Below are 15,642 nucleotides of genomic sequence, written 5' to 3'. Positions count from 1 at the left end.
GGGGCATACCGCCGGGGATGAAATAGCATTGACCTTCTTTGACGGGTATTTTTTCAAAGCATTTTTTCAGTTGAATTGCGCCTTTTGGGGTGGGTGTTGAAAGCCTAAATAAATATAAGGATCGTTGATATCTTCTCTGACTTTCAGAATGTAATAAGCTTCAGCTTTGCCAGCATCTGAGTTGAGATACTGCTGCGAAAATTCTCTTGTTGGGTGCGCTTGGAAATGCAGTCGAATCGACGAATCTAAGAACTTAACCAATACCATCGGATTGGTGCCAAATTGTGCCACATGATCACGACCCAGAAAATAGTCTGGGTCTAACGCAATCAGCTCGGAAAAAGGCATGTTCTGATCGGTGAGTAGGGCGATGGATTCTCCCTCATCGATATGCTCTCGCCCCGGATTGACCGCTTTGGTCGTTGATGCGATCCAGTCTTCCGGAAAATGCGAGTCTTGCGCTGGGACAACGCCGGCAATGTCATCAAGCACTTTTCCGCCTTTATATGAACGCCAGACTCTATTTTGTTTAAACTGCACTAATTGGTCTTTGTATTTCATGGTGCTCTCGGCTTGTTTATTTGTTTCAGGGGATGCGTCTAACGGAATTCGTTTCATGATAATTCGTTTGATGATAGCGGCTTTAACTTTATATCATTGACCATGTTGTAAACGGTGACCTTTGCTCCAGATTCTTGGATGCGAACGAATTTGTCAACGATGCGGTCAACCAATTCGGTGTCGTTTACAATGGAGTCACTGAATATCGAGTCAAGGTTGATCAATGCTAGCGCGCGCTCTCTGTTGCTGGTAGGGCTAGATTTGATGCTATCAAATACTGCGGATAGCGGATCGTTAACCTCTATCGCATCCCCATTATCGTCTTTGCCGATAACGTAACTCATCCAAGCGGCAATGCCCAACTCAAGCCAATAGGTCTGAATCCCATTGCGTCGGTTATAAATCAGGGACTCACAAAATCTTGGCGGCAGCTTTTGGCTACCATCGGTGGCAATTTGGGAGGTCGCATGCTGCAAATTATTGTTACTAAAACGGTCAACCAATAACGTCGCATAGTGCTCAACATTGACCTCTTTGGGTAAGTTCAATGTAGGCGCTTGCTCCGCTAACATAAAATCAAGGACGGCTCTAAGAAATTGCTTATCATCAATGACTTGTGAGATAAATTTATAGCCACTTAAATAGCCCAAATAGGATAAAAATGAGTGACTGCCGTTGAGCATTCTCAGTTTCATCTGTTCATAAGGGACCACGTCTTCAACAAATTCCGCCCCCACTTGATCCCAGTCAGGTCGCCCATTAACGAAATTATCTTCGATGACCCATTGACGAAATGGCTCGCACGCAATGGCGCAAGGATCTCTGTAACCCAATTGACTTTCAATATAGCTCAACGTGTCAGCGGTCACCGCAGGAACAATTCTATCAACCATGGTATTTGGGAACGTGACATGCTCCTTAATCCATTGATAAAGCTCAGGTTCAATCAGTTTGGCATAGCCAAGGATAGCTTGGCGGGCGACGTCGCCATTACTTTGAATATTGTCACATGACATCACTGTAAACGGCGGTCGTTGATGTTGTTTTCTTAACCTAAGTGCCTCGACGATATAACCGATGGCTGAGTTGGGGCTATATGGTGACTTCAAATCCTGTTGTATTAACGGATTGTTGCTATCGAGCGTACCGGAACTGGGTTCGATGCAGTATCCCTTTTCGGTAATGGTTAAAGAGACAATCGCGGTGTTCTCATCGGCAAGTGCTTCTAATATTGGCTCTTTTCCATCCAACGCAGGGTGCAGAGAATGGGTAATGGATTTGGATATTTTGACTTGCTTGTGGTTTGGACCTCTTTCCAGTACCGCGTAGACATGATTTTGCCCACGCAGTTGAGTGATCAATTCAACAGAACCGAAAAGGTTAATCGAATTGATCGACCAATTGCATTTTTCTTGGTCGATTAATTCGCTGGTATATAGGGCTTGGTGCGCACGGTGAAACGCACCCAAACCGATATGAATGATTTTGGACTGGTTCTTAATGCATTGTTTTATATTGGTTTTGTTCATAATGATATCATTCTTCCTGAGGTGCGTGACACATACAGAGTTCCACTTTTCTAGTCTATAACATACCACTCATTTGTATGATTTATACACTTTAAAAATTAACAATTATTATTCTGTGACTAAGGTCAACCAATTGGCATGCCAATTCTGTCAGTCTAATGGGGAAGAATGAAAGTGAATGAATTTTAATACTATAACGTGGACAAAGGCTGAATAATGAATATTGATATATACATAGTTTTGGGATACTTCGTGTTCCTGATGGTCGTGGGGTGGATGTTTCGATCCGCCACCTCTTCGACAAGTGAATACTTCCGTGGCGGCGGTAAAATGTTGTGGTGGATGGTTGGCTCCACCGCGTTTCTCCAAGCATTGAGTGCAATGACATTTACCGGTGTTATGGGTAAAGCATTAGATGTTGGCGTGTCTATCGTGGTTATCTTTTTTGCCAATGCGCTGGGTTACCTTTGTAACTATCTCTTTTTTGCTGCGAAAGCGCGTCAAATGCGAGTCATTAGCCCGATTCAAGGTATACGCCTACGCTTTGGTCGAGTGAGCGAACAGGTCGTGACTTGGGCGACAGTACCATCTAGCGTTTTGCAAGCGTCATTGTGGCTTAATGCGTTGGCTATTTTTGCCAGTGCGGTGTTCAACATTCCTATTGAAACCACCATTATTGCGGCGGGTGGCGTGGTGTTGTTTATGTCATTAGTCGGCGGAAGCTGGGCGGTGGTGGCATCAGATTTCATTCAAATGATCATCATCACAGTGGTGACATTTATCGCCACGATTGTTGCGATTACTAAAGCGGGTGGCGTCACGCCAATTTTGGAAGCAGGCTTACCTGATCGCGGTTTTGTCGGTGATGGTTACAGCTACGGCTACTTATTTGTTGGTTGGTTTATTTGTATTTTCATTAAACAGTTCTTTAGTACCAACAATATGATCGATTCTTATCGTTACATTGCGGCTAAAGATACTAAGAATGCTCGAAAAGCGGCGGTTCTTGCTTGTTGCTTAATGGCGTTCGGTCCTTTTATCTGGTTCTTACCAGCATGGTATGTGGGCGGACATTATCCTGATATGTCTACGTGGGGACTGGATGTGTTAGGTAAAGACATCGCCAATGCAACGTATTTTGTATTTGTTCGCAATGAAATGCCTGTCGGCATGGTGGGTCTGATGATGTCAGCAATGTTTGCGGCAACGATGTCATCAATGGATTCAGCGCTGAACCGAAATGCGGGTATCTTTATCAAGAATGTATACGAACCTTATTTTGCCAAAGACAAATCGGATAGATCGATTCTGATGGCGAGTAAAGTTGCCACGGTGTTTTTCGGTTTAATGATCATTGTCGCCGGTCTGTTTATGAGTAAGTTGAAAGACTTTGGCTTGTTCGACGCACTGATGATGGTCAGTACATTAGTGGCGTTCCCGGTTCTTATTCCGTCGCTATTATGTTTCTTTATCAAGAAAACACCCGATTGGGCATGTTGGGCGACGATTGCTGTCGGTGCCTGTGTATCTGCGGTCATTGCCTCAACGAGCGCACCGATGATCGAAAGTTTGTTCAACTTGGCAGAGCCACTGTCAAAACGTGAATTCGCAGAAATGAAATCCATCACCATGGGTGTGACGGGTCACATCATTATCACTGGTGGTTTCTTCTTGTTGACTCAGTTGTTCTATAAAGAGCCACAAGGACAACGTGCCGAGGAGATTAATGAGTTTTTCAATAACGTATCAACACCTATTGTTGTTGAAGAGACAGTGCAAAGTTTCCAAGCAGATAGACAGCAATATGTGTTACTTGGTCGTGTTCTATTAGCTACCAGTGTCGCGTTGTTGATATTGACCTTAATTCCTAATCCATTGTGGGGACGCATGTTATTCGTAGTGATGTCATTGATGGTCGGATTCATTGCTTGGTTGTTACTACGTGCCGGTAAATTAAAAGACGCTGAATTAAAAGCGTGTACGGTTTGATTATTAGAACAGTGAATTTATAGATTATTCAAGGTGGGCGGATTAGCCCACCTTATTTGAGTTGATTTTGAGGAGAGAGTTCTGTGAAACAAACATGGCGTTGGTATGGTCCGAACGATCCTGTGACCTTGAACGATATTCGACAAGCAGGGGCAACAGGTATTGTGACTGCACTTCATCACAAAGCAAATGGTGATATATGGCAGCAGCATGAAATACTTGAAAGAAAACACATGATTGAGAGTCATGATTTAACTTGGGAGGTGGTTGAAAGTATTCCTGTTCACGAAGAAATAAAAACACAAACCGGTAATTATCTGGCGTGGATTGAAAACTATAAACAATCCATTATCAATTTAGCCAAATGTGGTATTCACACCATCTGTTATAACTTTATGCCCGTTCTAGATTGGACTCGCACGGATTTGGAATATGTTCTCCCTGACGGTTCAAAAGCGCTGCGTTTTAATCATATTGACTTTGCGGTGTTTGATCTTTGTATATTAAAACGTGAAAACGCCGCCAGTGAGTACAGTCAAGCAGACATCGAAAAAGCCCACGAACGTTTTCAAGCGATGTCAATTCAGCAACTTGAGCAATTGACGTCGAATATTATTGCTGGGCTGCCCGGGGCGGAAGAAGGCTACACGTTGGATCAGTTTCGATGTCAGTTAGCAAAATATGACGCCATTGATGAAGCAAAACTGCGCCAACATCTGGTGTTTTTTCTGCAACATATTACCCCTATTTGTGAAGAGTATGGCGTTAAGTTGGCGATTCATCCGGATGATCCACCGCGCGCTATTTTAGGACTGCCACGCATCGTTTCGACGATTGAAGATATCGCCTTTCTGACGGAAGCTGTGCCGAGTGCCACCAATGGCATCACCATGTGCACCGGTTCATACGGAGTGCGCGGCGACAATGATTTAGTCAAAATGATTGAGACATTTGGCGAACGGATTTACTTCACTCATTTGCGTTCGACTCAACGGGAAGCTGACCAGAACAGTTTTTACGAAGCTGCACACTTAGACGGTGACGTTGATATGTACGGTGTTATTTTTTCTTTGCTTAAAGAGGAAAACAGACGGCGTATTGCGGGCAAAGCGGATCCTATCCCGATGAGACCTGATCACGGACACCAAATTATTGATGATCTGAATAAACAAACCAATCCGGGCTATTCATGCATCGGTCGACTCAAAGGTTTGGCGGAAATTCGTGGTGTTGAATATGCGTTAAGTAAGAGTTTTTTTAATCAGTGATTTATTAATTCAAGAAAGGGAAGTCCCTCGCTTTCCTTTCCTTTTATTCAGGTAGCGGTATGTCAGTGCAAGAGAAGTTTGGTGGTGAGCTGAGTGATGAAGAATTTCGAAAATTCACGCTATACACCAGTCAAAGTAATAACAAACAAGACGATGAAACACGCGCTCAAATTCTGGGCTTCACCAATGCGAACGTAAGAGTTGCGCCCGGAGCAATCATACGAATTGGTGATAACCAAATTGGGTGTCGAAGTTACATCGGTTTATACAGTTACATCAATGGTGACGTTGAGATTGGTGAAGAGGTTGCGATTGGTCCTCATGTTTCTGTGGTGGCTTCAAACCATGTTTTTGACCCAGCGACTCAATCCTTTAGCGCACGAAGTTGTGGCGTGAAGGGAAAAGTTATCATAGAAAACGGTGTTTGGTTAACCACGGGCGTGGTGGTGACTCCGGGAGTGACCATCGGACGGGGTTCTTTGGTGTGCGCAAATTCTGTTGTTACTTGTGGCGTTGAACCGTATTCCATTGTTGCTGGTTCACCTGCCAAAGTGGTTGGGCGTATTGATGCCGAATCAGGTGAGTATCACTGGCACAATAAGGAGTAAACGGATGCTATCACTACAAAGAACCCATGACTTTCAACTGTTTGTTTCACCTAGCATTGATAGCGCGATGGTCAATCCTCCGAGCTTTAACTGGCCTCAAGATGACGATGCTAATTTATATGACCTTGAACTTGTGGGTCTCGACCACGATGATCAATGGTGTTGGTCAGCGATTCAGTCACCTCATCAACTCGATTTTAAGCTAGAACCAGGACAATACCGCTGGCGGATAACGGAGTTAAGCCAAAATCTGACGTCGGATTGGATCGAATTTACCATTTCTACACAAACGGACTTATATCTTGCGCCGACGGCGGATACGTTGTTTGCGCTATGCGCCGACAAACAGCAGTTTCTGATGTACTTTGATGAAGACATCGAAGTTGTGCGCGATGCAAGCCAAGGCGTTAGAGACAAATTAGCGCGCAGTGTCGCTGATATCGATATTGAGCAAATCCAGTACCCCAACCATTATCGTCGGGGTCACGAGGAGGGCAAGCGAACCGCCATTGCCAATGTTCGAAACTGGATAGACCGAGATCTTATCGCCCTGACGTTATTGTATAAAATATGGGGCGATAATGAGGCCGGACTCAAAGCTTGCCAGCTATTATTACGTTTATCGGAATGGAGCCCAGAAGGCCCCGCTTCTCTGCTTAGACCTTGTCGTTGGGGAGATGAAGTCGGACTGTCTTTGGCGAGAAACCTGTATTTAGCGTATCACTGGTTGTCTCCCATTTTAACCGAGGATGAGCGGGCTTTTGTTCGCCCTCTGTTGATTCGAATAGCATTCCAAATGGAGCAGCGTTTAGAGCAAGATCAATTTAAACAGTTCCCAGGACATTCCCATACCTCAAGGCTACCCGCTTACTTGGGTATTGCGGCACTGACTTTACACAAGGAATTTGAACATAAAACCTGTGAGCGTTGGCTAAATTACGCATTGATGATCTATCGCGGTGTGTTGCCATTTTACGGTGGAAAAGATGGCAGTTGGGCTGAAGGGTCGTTTTATTCTTCTTCCTATTCCAAATGGCATCATCCGTTTTTCTTATCCGTTGAACGGTTAAGCGATTTCTCGTTTTATGATCACCCGTTTTACAAAAACTATGTGAATTTTGCGATGGATTTTGTTGCCACTCAAGAGCGTATTCATCCTTTTGGTGATGGCTTTTGGTGCCAACGAGACGGGAAAGAATGGCCCGGATTTTTTGCCCAAAACCCACTCAGAGTCTATGCACAGCGATTTGGCGACCAGAGCGCAATCGCCTTAGACGAAACGCTAGAGTCACAGATCGAGAGTTACCAACTCCATCTATTGGATATCGTTCCTACGATCATACAACTGGCTTATGCTCCGTCTTCGCGCAGGGGTAACGAAAGCGGCAATAGTGAAAATAGGAGCGGCGAAAACAGAAGTAGCGAAAATAGAAATAGCGAAAACAGCCAAGTAGCCACAACAAACCACTCGTTTTATGCTTTCGCCGGGCTTGGAAAAATCTCCAGCGGTACGTTATCAACGTATTATCGTGCCAGTCAATTTGGGAATAGTTCGCATCGACATGGCGATCAAGGTAATTTCGCGCTGTTGAAATCAGGGCTGAATATACTCACACCAAGTGGTAGCTATGGCTATCGGTTTGGCAGTAAACACCACAGCCTTTGGACTCGCACCACCCAAGCGCATAACCTGCCGCTTATCAATGGTGTTGGGCAAAAGCTTGACTGTCCCAGCGCGACCGCTTCTGTGATTGCTCGAATTGATCAAGCGGAACTTAAAGCAGTGATGCTGGATATCACCAGCGCCTATGATGATTGCAAAAGCTTTATTAGGACCTTAATCCAAGTCGCCGATCAAGGTTTGGTGGTGTATGACCAGATCGAGCTCGAACATGCAGCGCCATTACAGTGGCGATTGCATACACCATTAAACATCGCCTTTGGTCGCCAAGTTCATACTCTATTTACCGAGTTGTCAGGCCAAGACTCAATGGAGACAATCCAGTATCAAATGGAAATGCTGGTGGGTAATGCCTCTTCTTCTAAGTTAGTCGAAGAAGTGAATGATGCAGAGAGCTACTGTGTCAGTGTTGAATCCGATGCCCAAAAGGATATTAAGCATATTGAATGGGAAATACAAAGTCATACTGACCATCACGTATTATTCACCTGTGCCACTAATCCTATTGACTGTCAATATATAAAGGATAAGGGCGTCGTTGTTCGCTGTAATGGCAACGCTGTGCTTATTAATAAAGATAAGAAATTAATCGAAACCTTAGATTGATTTTTAGTGAGTAAATATCCAGCAAGCCACCTAAAACATTTGGGTGGTTCATCTAATCCGTAGTTAAATTAATGAAAAATAATGAGAGCTAATATGAAAAAAACAATTCTATCTACATTAATTCTATTGTCATCCATGTCCAGTTATGCGATTGACTTGGACGAAGTTTCTCGTCACTCATTGCTTACCAGTGAACGATTGCAAACGATAGCATCCGCAGACTTGTCCACCCAATCAGAAAAACAAGTGCAAGCGTTGAAAGCCAAGCTTGAAGCAGCGAAGACGGGTGATACGATTGTTATTCCTTCAGGTAAATACCCTAATTTAGGTATCGTTACTATAGCCGCTGATAATATTACAATTAAAGCTGAAAAGGCGGGTCAAAGTTGGTTAACAGGTTTGGTGCAACTTGTTATGAATGGTGACAATTCAACAATTGATGGCATGGTATTTACTGAAGGTGGACCGGGAGAAGAATCTGGTGGTGTTATTATTAGAGGAGACAATAATACACTGACTAACTCGACGTTTTATTATTTTAATGATGGCTATGAATATCAACCAGATGATATACGTCAAGAGTACCCTAAGCGACTTTGGATAACAGTGTGGGGAGAATCTGCAAATATAACTTTCAATCGATTTGAAGGAAAACAAAAGCGAGGGGCGCTTATCCTTTTGCGAAAAAATGAAACCCCCGATCATCATGTTATTGAACATAATATCTTCCTCGATATGCAAAAAAATAAATATGGTGAGTTGAACAATAAAGCGGCCATCCGTTACAACTCGAATAGCTGGGAAGCGTTACAAATGGGTTATAGCTCGGAGTCTCAGTACCCATCAAACTCAAGCTTTAGTCATAATCTGATGATTAATATGGATGGTGAGCAAGAGCTTATTGCCGTGAAGTCAGGAGAAAATAGAATTTCCGGCAATACTATTTATCGTTCAGCAGGTTTGATCTCTTTGCGTCATGGGAAAGCGAACCATATTGAAAATAACGTGATTATTGGTGACCACAAAAAGCTGACTGGTGGTGTTCGTATTTACGATGAAAGTCATGTGATCAAGAACAACTATATCACTCAAACCGCAGGCGGTGATGAAGGTGTTGCGGGGAATGCCGATGTCCGTGCAGGGATTGTTATCAACACAGGGATTATTGATGTTGCCAATGGAGAGCAGCTATCTAAAACTAAAAAAGGTAAGGAACTTAACAAGCAGTGGACACCAAGAAATATCCAAATATCAAATAACTCGTTGATTGATAATGAAATAGGTATTGTCTATGGAGAGCAGGTTCACCGAGTCAGTATGTATGATAATAAGGTGGTGGAATCGGTATTTGGTGCCGATAAAGTTCACTTTGAGCATAACTTTATCGATGCAATTTCACCTGATAATGTTGCGGTTCAAGCAACCAGCATTACACCACTTACCAATGCGACTTATGAAGGCGAAGTTTACTTAGGAAAGTTAGTTGAGCCAACGTATGTGAAGAGCTACAGCTCTCAACGCCCAACGCTGGTTGAAAAAGGTGGCTTTGTTTCAGCCGGAAAGGTCGGTGCCGATGTTTCCAAGTTGAAAATTGTTACTGCCGATATTGCGGGCCCGACTTATGCGGTAACTAAATAGTAATAATTCGAAAACTTTCTGCCGCCCTCTAGCCTGAACTAATACCGCTGTATGGCTCAGTTTAGAGGGCATTTTTTAGACATCGTTATCTGCATAAAATAGCGGCTTAACCAAGATCGCTTAACCAAGGATCAGTGACGAAGACAATTCACGCGCTTTTTATCTATACCCATGTGACCTCAAGATGCGAGGTTCAATGACTTATTCTTGAGTAACAAGTCTCGTGTCCCATCGAATCTCTCCGATTGCTTAACATTTGGCGGTATTACTATTCCTTATCTGCTGTAGGTGGCATCCTGCTTATAATATTTTTTATTAAATTTCATTGAGTTATGACTAGCTTAAAAAGTGGTCGATTTGAGCTTGTGTGATCGTGTGATTATTCTCGTCGTTTTTATTGAGAGTGCATGAGACACAACAATGTTGAACAAATTTAAACGCGTAAACCACAAACTATGGGCCATTATCATCGCAGCAATGATTGCGTTGTTTTTGACTTCGGGTGTCAGCGTGTTTACCAGCAAAATGCTGAAGAGTGAGTTTGATGAATTTCAGATTTATAACCAGAGCGCCATTGGTGCGGCTGAGATGGAAGCTCAACTCTTAAGTGCCAGAGTTAACGCTCTTACGTTTCGTATTTCGCAACAGCCAGACTTCTATAACAGCGCTCAAGAGCAGTTGTTAAAAACCAAGCATCAGGCATTACAGTATGCTGAAAAGAGCCGATACCCAGAGCGTGCTAACGCATATTTAAACGTTAAACAGTCACTTGATGACTATGGTTCGCGTCTAATGGAGGTGAAGCGGAGAATCGCAGAGTATAACCAGTGGGTCGCGGATGTCGGTAGCAGCGATATTGAAATGCAACAGCTACTCGAGACACTGCTGGCGAAATTGAGTCACTTACCAGTGCAATCAGAGCAGGCAACTGAGGTGGATCAGTCTTTCCAATATGCACTCGAGGCGGCGGCCGAGTTCTTAGTGAGCCACAGCCCAAAGAGTTTTGCGTCTTATGAGAAACGATTCAACCTCTACCAGCATGCATTGCAATCTTTAGCGCCATCAATTCCTTCTCAGCTAAGGTCAAACCTGATCGCAGAAAGTCAAAATTTCTCGACGCTGCTTTTGCAGATCCGTCAGGTCAACAGTGAACGCAACCAAGGGTGGGACGAGCTCAATCGCATCGGTTTTGTAATTGCTGACAAGTTACAGCAGTTGAAACAGCAATCGGTCAGCAGTCAATCTCAGGTGCAATCAGCGATTGCCGACACAATGCAATCTTCGACTATTGCGGTGTTGGTTACGTTGCTGATTACGCTGTTCACACTTTATTGGTTATGTCATCGCATTGGTCGCAGTATTACCGTTCCGTTGCAGCAGGCGAGTGCGGTAGCTCAGCGTTTATCAGAAGGTAAACTGGCGGTAACAGAGCTAGGCAGCGTTGGGCGAGATGAAGTTGGACAGTTGCTATTGCAACTTAATCGTACCGAAACTCGTCTCTATCAAACCATTGAAGAAGTGGTCACTTGCAGTGAGTTGCTCGCTTCTGCCTCTGAAGAGTTATCCGCAGTGAATAGCGAAGTGTTGCAGAGTGCGCGTGACCAACAGTTGGAGACGGATCAAGTTGCCACTGCGGTTAATCAAATGTCCGCAGCAATCAATGAAGTGGCAAGTAGCGCCAATCAAGCCTCCATCGAAGCAGAAACTGCCACGGATAACGCAAAGCGTGGTCAAAGCGTTATGGCGCAAACAATGGAGCGGGTGGGTGGTCTTGCCAACCAAATGGGCAGCTTAAGCGTAGAAGTCACCACGTTGAAGAGTGGTACGCAAGAAGTCACCGAGATCATGGATGTGATTCAAAAGATTGCCGAGCAAACCAATTTGTTGGCGCTTAATGCGGCTATTGAAGCGGCGCGGGCTGGCACTCAAGGACGTGGCTTTGCGGTCGTTGCTGATGAAGTGAGGCAATTGGCTCAGCAAACGCAAAGAGCGGTTGAACAGATTGAAGGCAAGATATCGACCTTGCAACAAAATACGATGCAAGTGGTTGAGTCAATAGATGAGAGCCAAGGTATGCTCAAGCAGACAGTGGATCAGTCACAAAGTGCCAGCCAATCATTTACCGCCATTGTCGGCTGTGTCAACGAAACCAATGCACTGAACACGCTAATTGCCACGGCGACGGAGCAACAAAGCACAACGGCGGAACTGATCAACGAGAGTATTACTTCAGTGCGCGATCGGGTCGAAGTGACGGTGGCACAAATCCAAGACAGTAACCAAGCTGCCGATGATTTGGCGCGCATGGCGGTGACATTGAGCGATCAAATTCACTTCTTTGAATTGCAAACAGCAAGGAAGAATTAAACCGGTCTTTTTTATCCAACGGTTATCTAGTTTTTTCGACAACGACGGCTATTCGATAACTTCAATCTAATCACAAGTTATCGTCCAATAGTGAGGCGCACAACTATTGCGCCTCACTATACGCAAGTTACTTCTGATATACCCAAGTTACCTCTGAACTCTGTATCTTGAGGTAACTTGGGTATAGATATTCCTTTGTTCTGCACTCTGGCTTTCCATTTTTTCAATTTGCCCTTTCAAGAAACGAATTGCCTATTTCCCTATACTGGATTCTATGTTGACAGCCTAGGAGGTATGTCGAGCGTGACATGAAGTCGCTTTTTCACTATTAATAAGGGGAAATTCGATGGCAAATAAAACTTACTTACTTATTGATCATCAACCACTGTTTTCTGATGCGGTTGAGCAGTTGATCAACGATAACTTCCAACCCAAAGAGATCATCAAATGCGATGATGCAACGACCGCTTATCAGTGGTTGCGAGATGGCGCGGTGGATGTATTAATTCTTGATATCGAGCTAAAAGAAGGCAACGGTATTGAATTGGTGAAGAGGGTACGAAAAGCGGGCTTCGCTGGTCTTATTCTATTTATCTCTTCACAAAGTTATGAAACCTATTCGAGCCTTGCAAAAAGTGTCGGTGCACAAGGCTATGTGAGCAAAACTGAATTGCAAAGCACGATTATAAAGGCGCTTAAAGCGGTCGAATTAGGTTACAGCTTTTTTAAAACCTCAGTGACTACCGATTTACCTGAGGTGAAGTTGTCTAAACGCGAACTCAGCGTACTCAACTACCTGTCACAAGGGTATTCAAACAAAGATATTTCACAGTTTCTTTATTTGAGTGAGAAGACGATCAGTACCTACAAAACAAGGTTGCTAAAAAAATACAAAGCGAATTCGCTGGTGCACCTACTTAATAGTGCTGCGGCTCATAATTCAATTACAAGCGATATGAGCGAGATAGCGATTCAACCATTTTAGCCAATATCTGATGAAAGGGGCTATGACGATGTTGTACCTTCATCATGACGCAATTCGGTGGCAACTGTTCGATTGAAATATCTAATGGAATACAATGAAACCCAGGGATGGGTTTATTGATCGTTGCTAAAATGGTCGCAGCCTCCAGTTCGAACACTGAGTTTAAAAGACAAGTAATATTCTCTATCTTCGCCACTACATCTAATTTAGTCTCCACCAATTCTTGCATCAAATCTTGATATAAAACATCATCAAACCAACCTTTCGCTTGTGGCATCACAAACGGAAGTTTGAGTGCATCTTGTTGACTGATTCCCGCCTTGTCGTTTGACACAATCAATGACATACCAAAACGCCCAATGGCTTTTTGGTAAATGGTTTTTGGCAGCTTGGAGCTTAAAAGCTGGATACCGATATCTACTTGACCTTCCAATATTTTCTTATAGGTTTCTTCATCCCATGAAGTAATGGTGACCGGAGCATTCGGGAACTGATTCATCACTTGCCTTAGCAATTCGTGGCCAATGTAATATTGCGACAATTGAGGCAGGGCGATAACAATTTCTTTACGGTAAGCGCTGGGATCAAATTCGGTACGATGGAGCGTTTGTTCTAAGGTCAATAGACCGTTTTCTATGTCGGGTAACATATCAATGGTGAATGGTGTCGGCTCATACCCATTTTGTGGGTCAAGCGTGAACAGGTCATCACCCAGTTGCTCACGCAATCTCGCCAAATACTTACTGACAGACGCTTCACTTTTACCCAAGATTTTCGCCACAGATTTAATTCTCTTATGGCGATAGATCAAGGGCAGTACTTTGAGTAAATTCAGGTCTATATCGCTTTTCATCGATGTATTTTATTGTGCCAAACGGACTTCTATTATAACACATTTTGAGGAACAGCAGCCTGTTTAGCGCAGACCTTAACTCAGACCTTAGCTTAAACCTTAACTCGCAGCTGAGTTCACTGTTTCTGTTGAACTCTTTTCAGATTTACTTTGTTGCAAAAGCTGTTTTTTATGCTCGTATAAGTTCTGATCGGCACGAATAATCGCTTGTTCGATAGGCTCATGGATTTCTCGATAGGTGACGCCCGTTGCAATCGAGATATAGAGTTGTTGCTCCAAAATCGGCGTTCGCTGCACTGCTTGTTGCAGTGACTGCGCGAGTTCATCAGCGCGAGCGCGGGAACAGTCGGGCAATATAGCCAAGAACTCATCCCCACCATTGCGAACCAGATAGTCTGATTTTCTAAATGTCGCTCGCATCGAGTTGGCGATATGTTTAATGGCCACATCGCCAGCATGATGACCATGTTGATCATTGATTGCTTTGATGCTGTTGCCATCAATGGCTATCAAGGCGGTCCCTTTTTTACTCAGGACTTCTTTAAACAACTTAGACTTAAACAGTTTGCGGTTGTGTAAGTTTGTCAGTTCATCCGTGGTCGCGTTCGATATGGCATTGACCAGTTGGCTTTTATGTTGTTTAGACTCCATAGATTTGACATGCAGTAAGTAAGTTGCAACAAACATCACCAAGAAAAAGAACAGCTGCTCGGTCAACAGTTTGCTCATTGGATAATTATAAGTAAAAATACTCATATTATCAGCGACATAGGTGCTTCTAAACGCCAAGGTATTAAACCAATAATCTTTATAGAGGATCTCAAAATGTTTAGTGCGTCCACGATAAGAGACGTCTATTTCCTTGTCATGCAGCCATGCGTTATCGAGATACAGATTAACAATGTATTCGCCGATGATGTCTTCATTCTGAATGGTTGCATCAGTTGAACTATGAGTCGTAACGGGAACCGCTATCGAAATAGCGGGTCTGCCGGTCACGGTATCAGTATGGATTGATGAGATAATCACTCGATCTTGCAATTGATCAGCCCAAGCGTACTTACTGCAAGTCTGCGTGATGACACAGTGTTCATCGGTAAAGTATTCCGCTTTAGCCTCAAACCCTTTTGATGGACGTTGCATGATGAACTTCTCTCCAGCAAAGGAGCGATACATCAGCTTAATATCGGGATTGTTGATAAAGTCCGGTAGAAAGCTGATGGCACGGTGCATCACACTACGCACGACACTTTCCTCTAAGGTCAATGCTTGATCGTTTGTACTATAAATAGCGTCACGATAACGTAGATTAATACTGTCATTGATTGTTTCCGCAGAGTGACCCTCTAATCGATCAATCTCCGATTCGGTTAATAGACTTAGTACCAGCAGTTTCTGTTTGTAGTTATCAACCTGACTGGTGACGAGTTCAAAACGAGTCAACGCAGTCTTAACAAAGTAGTTTCCTGTGGTGGCTAAGAACAGCACATAGCCAAAAACGGATAACAGTAGCGCTAAGATCAAACTGTTTGAGGTATTGGGATTAGTCAATTTCAT

Annotated in this window: 11 protein-coding genes; 7 read left to right on the top strand and 4 right to left on the bottom strand. The window is 43.7% G+C overall.

What is annotated here, in order from left to right; translation table 11 throughout:
* Positions 1-66: 66 nt before the first annotated feature.
* Positions 67-618: a cupin domain-containing protein gene (locus L9Q39_RS18255; protein ID WP_237486514.1), complete on the bottom strand. Its 552-nt coding sequence runs from the start codon at positions 616-618 to the stop codon at positions 67-69.
* Positions 615-2,090 carry a mannitol dehydrogenase family protein gene (locus L9Q39_RS18250; RefSeq protein ID WP_237486513.1) on the bottom strand — a complete coding sequence of 492 codons (1,476 nt, stop codon included), beginning with the start codon at positions 2,088-2,090 and terminating at the stop codon, positions 615-617. The genes L9Q39_RS18255 and L9Q39_RS18250 overlap by 4 nt, the downstream gene beginning before the upstream one ends.
* A gap of 216 nt (positions 2,091-2,306) precedes the next feature.
* On the opposite strand from L9Q39_RS18250, the gene L9Q39_RS18245 reads away from it, so the two are divergent.
* From L9Q39_RS18245 to L9Q39_RS18215, 7 genes are all read left to right on the top strand, one after another.
* The gene (locus L9Q39_RS18245) at positions 2,307-4,079 is read left to right on the top strand and encodes a sodium:solute symporter family transporter (RefSeq protein ID WP_237486512.1); all 1,773 of its coding nucleotides are present in this window, start codon (positions 2,307-2,309) and stop codon (positions 4,077-4,079) included.
* 83 nt (positions 4,080-4,162) lie between these two features.
* Complete coding sequence (gene uxuA, locus L9Q39_RS18240) at positions 4,163-5,347, top strand: mannonate dehydratase (protein WP_237486511.1); 1,185 nt, start codon at positions 4,163-4,165, stop codon at positions 5,345-5,347.
* A 59-nt stretch (positions 5,348-5,406) separates the two neighbouring features.
* Entirely contained in the window at positions 5,407-5,955 is a 549-nt protein-coding gene (locus L9Q39_RS18235) for an acyltransferase (protein WP_237486510.1), read from the top strand.
* 4 nt (positions 5,956-5,959) lie between these two features.
* Positions 5,960-8,242: a heparinase II/III domain-containing protein gene (locus L9Q39_RS18230; RefSeq protein WP_237486509.1), complete on the top strand. Its 2,283-nt coding sequence runs from the start codon at positions 5,960-5,962 to the stop codon at positions 8,240-8,242.
* Between the two features lie 246 nt (positions 8,243-8,488).
* On the top strand, positions 8,489-9,880 hold the full coding sequence (locus L9Q39_RS18225) for a polysaccharide lyase 6 family protein (RefSeq protein ID WP_237486508.1): 1,392 nt from the start codon (positions 8,489-8,491) through the stop codon (positions 9,878-9,880).
* A gap of 420 nt (positions 9,881-10,300) precedes the next feature.
* Entirely contained in the window at positions 10,301-12,247 is a 1,947-nt protein-coding gene (locus L9Q39_RS18220) for a methyl-accepting chemotaxis protein (protein ID WP_237486507.1), read from the top strand.
* A gap of 346 nt (positions 12,248-12,593) precedes the next feature.
* The gene (locus L9Q39_RS18215) at positions 12,594-13,232 is read left to right on the top strand and encodes a response regulator transcription factor (RefSeq protein ID WP_237486506.1); all 639 of its coding nucleotides are present in this window, start codon (positions 12,594-12,596) and stop codon (positions 13,230-13,232) included.
* On the opposite strand, the gene L9Q39_RS18210 is transcribed toward L9Q39_RS18215, so the two are convergent.
* Positions 13,192-14,085: a LysR family transcriptional regulator gene (locus L9Q39_RS18210; protein ID WP_237486505.1), complete on the bottom strand. Its 894-nt coding sequence runs from the start codon at positions 14,083-14,085 to the stop codon at positions 13,192-13,194. The genes L9Q39_RS18215 and L9Q39_RS18210 overlap by 41 nt on opposite strands.
* A 99-nt stretch (positions 14,086-14,184) precedes the next feature.
* Entirely contained in the window at positions 14,185-15,642 is a 1,458-nt protein-coding gene (locus tag L9Q39_RS18205; RefSeq protein ID WP_237486504.1) for a GGDEF domain-containing protein, read from the bottom strand.

Origin of the sequence: Vibrio hippocampi, from assembly GCF_921292975.1 — a bacterium.
Classification (GTDB): domain Bacteria; phylum Pseudomonadota; class Gammaproteobacteria; order Enterobacterales; family Vibrionaceae; genus Vibrio; species Vibrio hippocampi.
The sequence above is the reverse complement of the archived record's forward strand: the minus strand, read 5'-3'. Positions and strand labels throughout refer to the sequence as shown.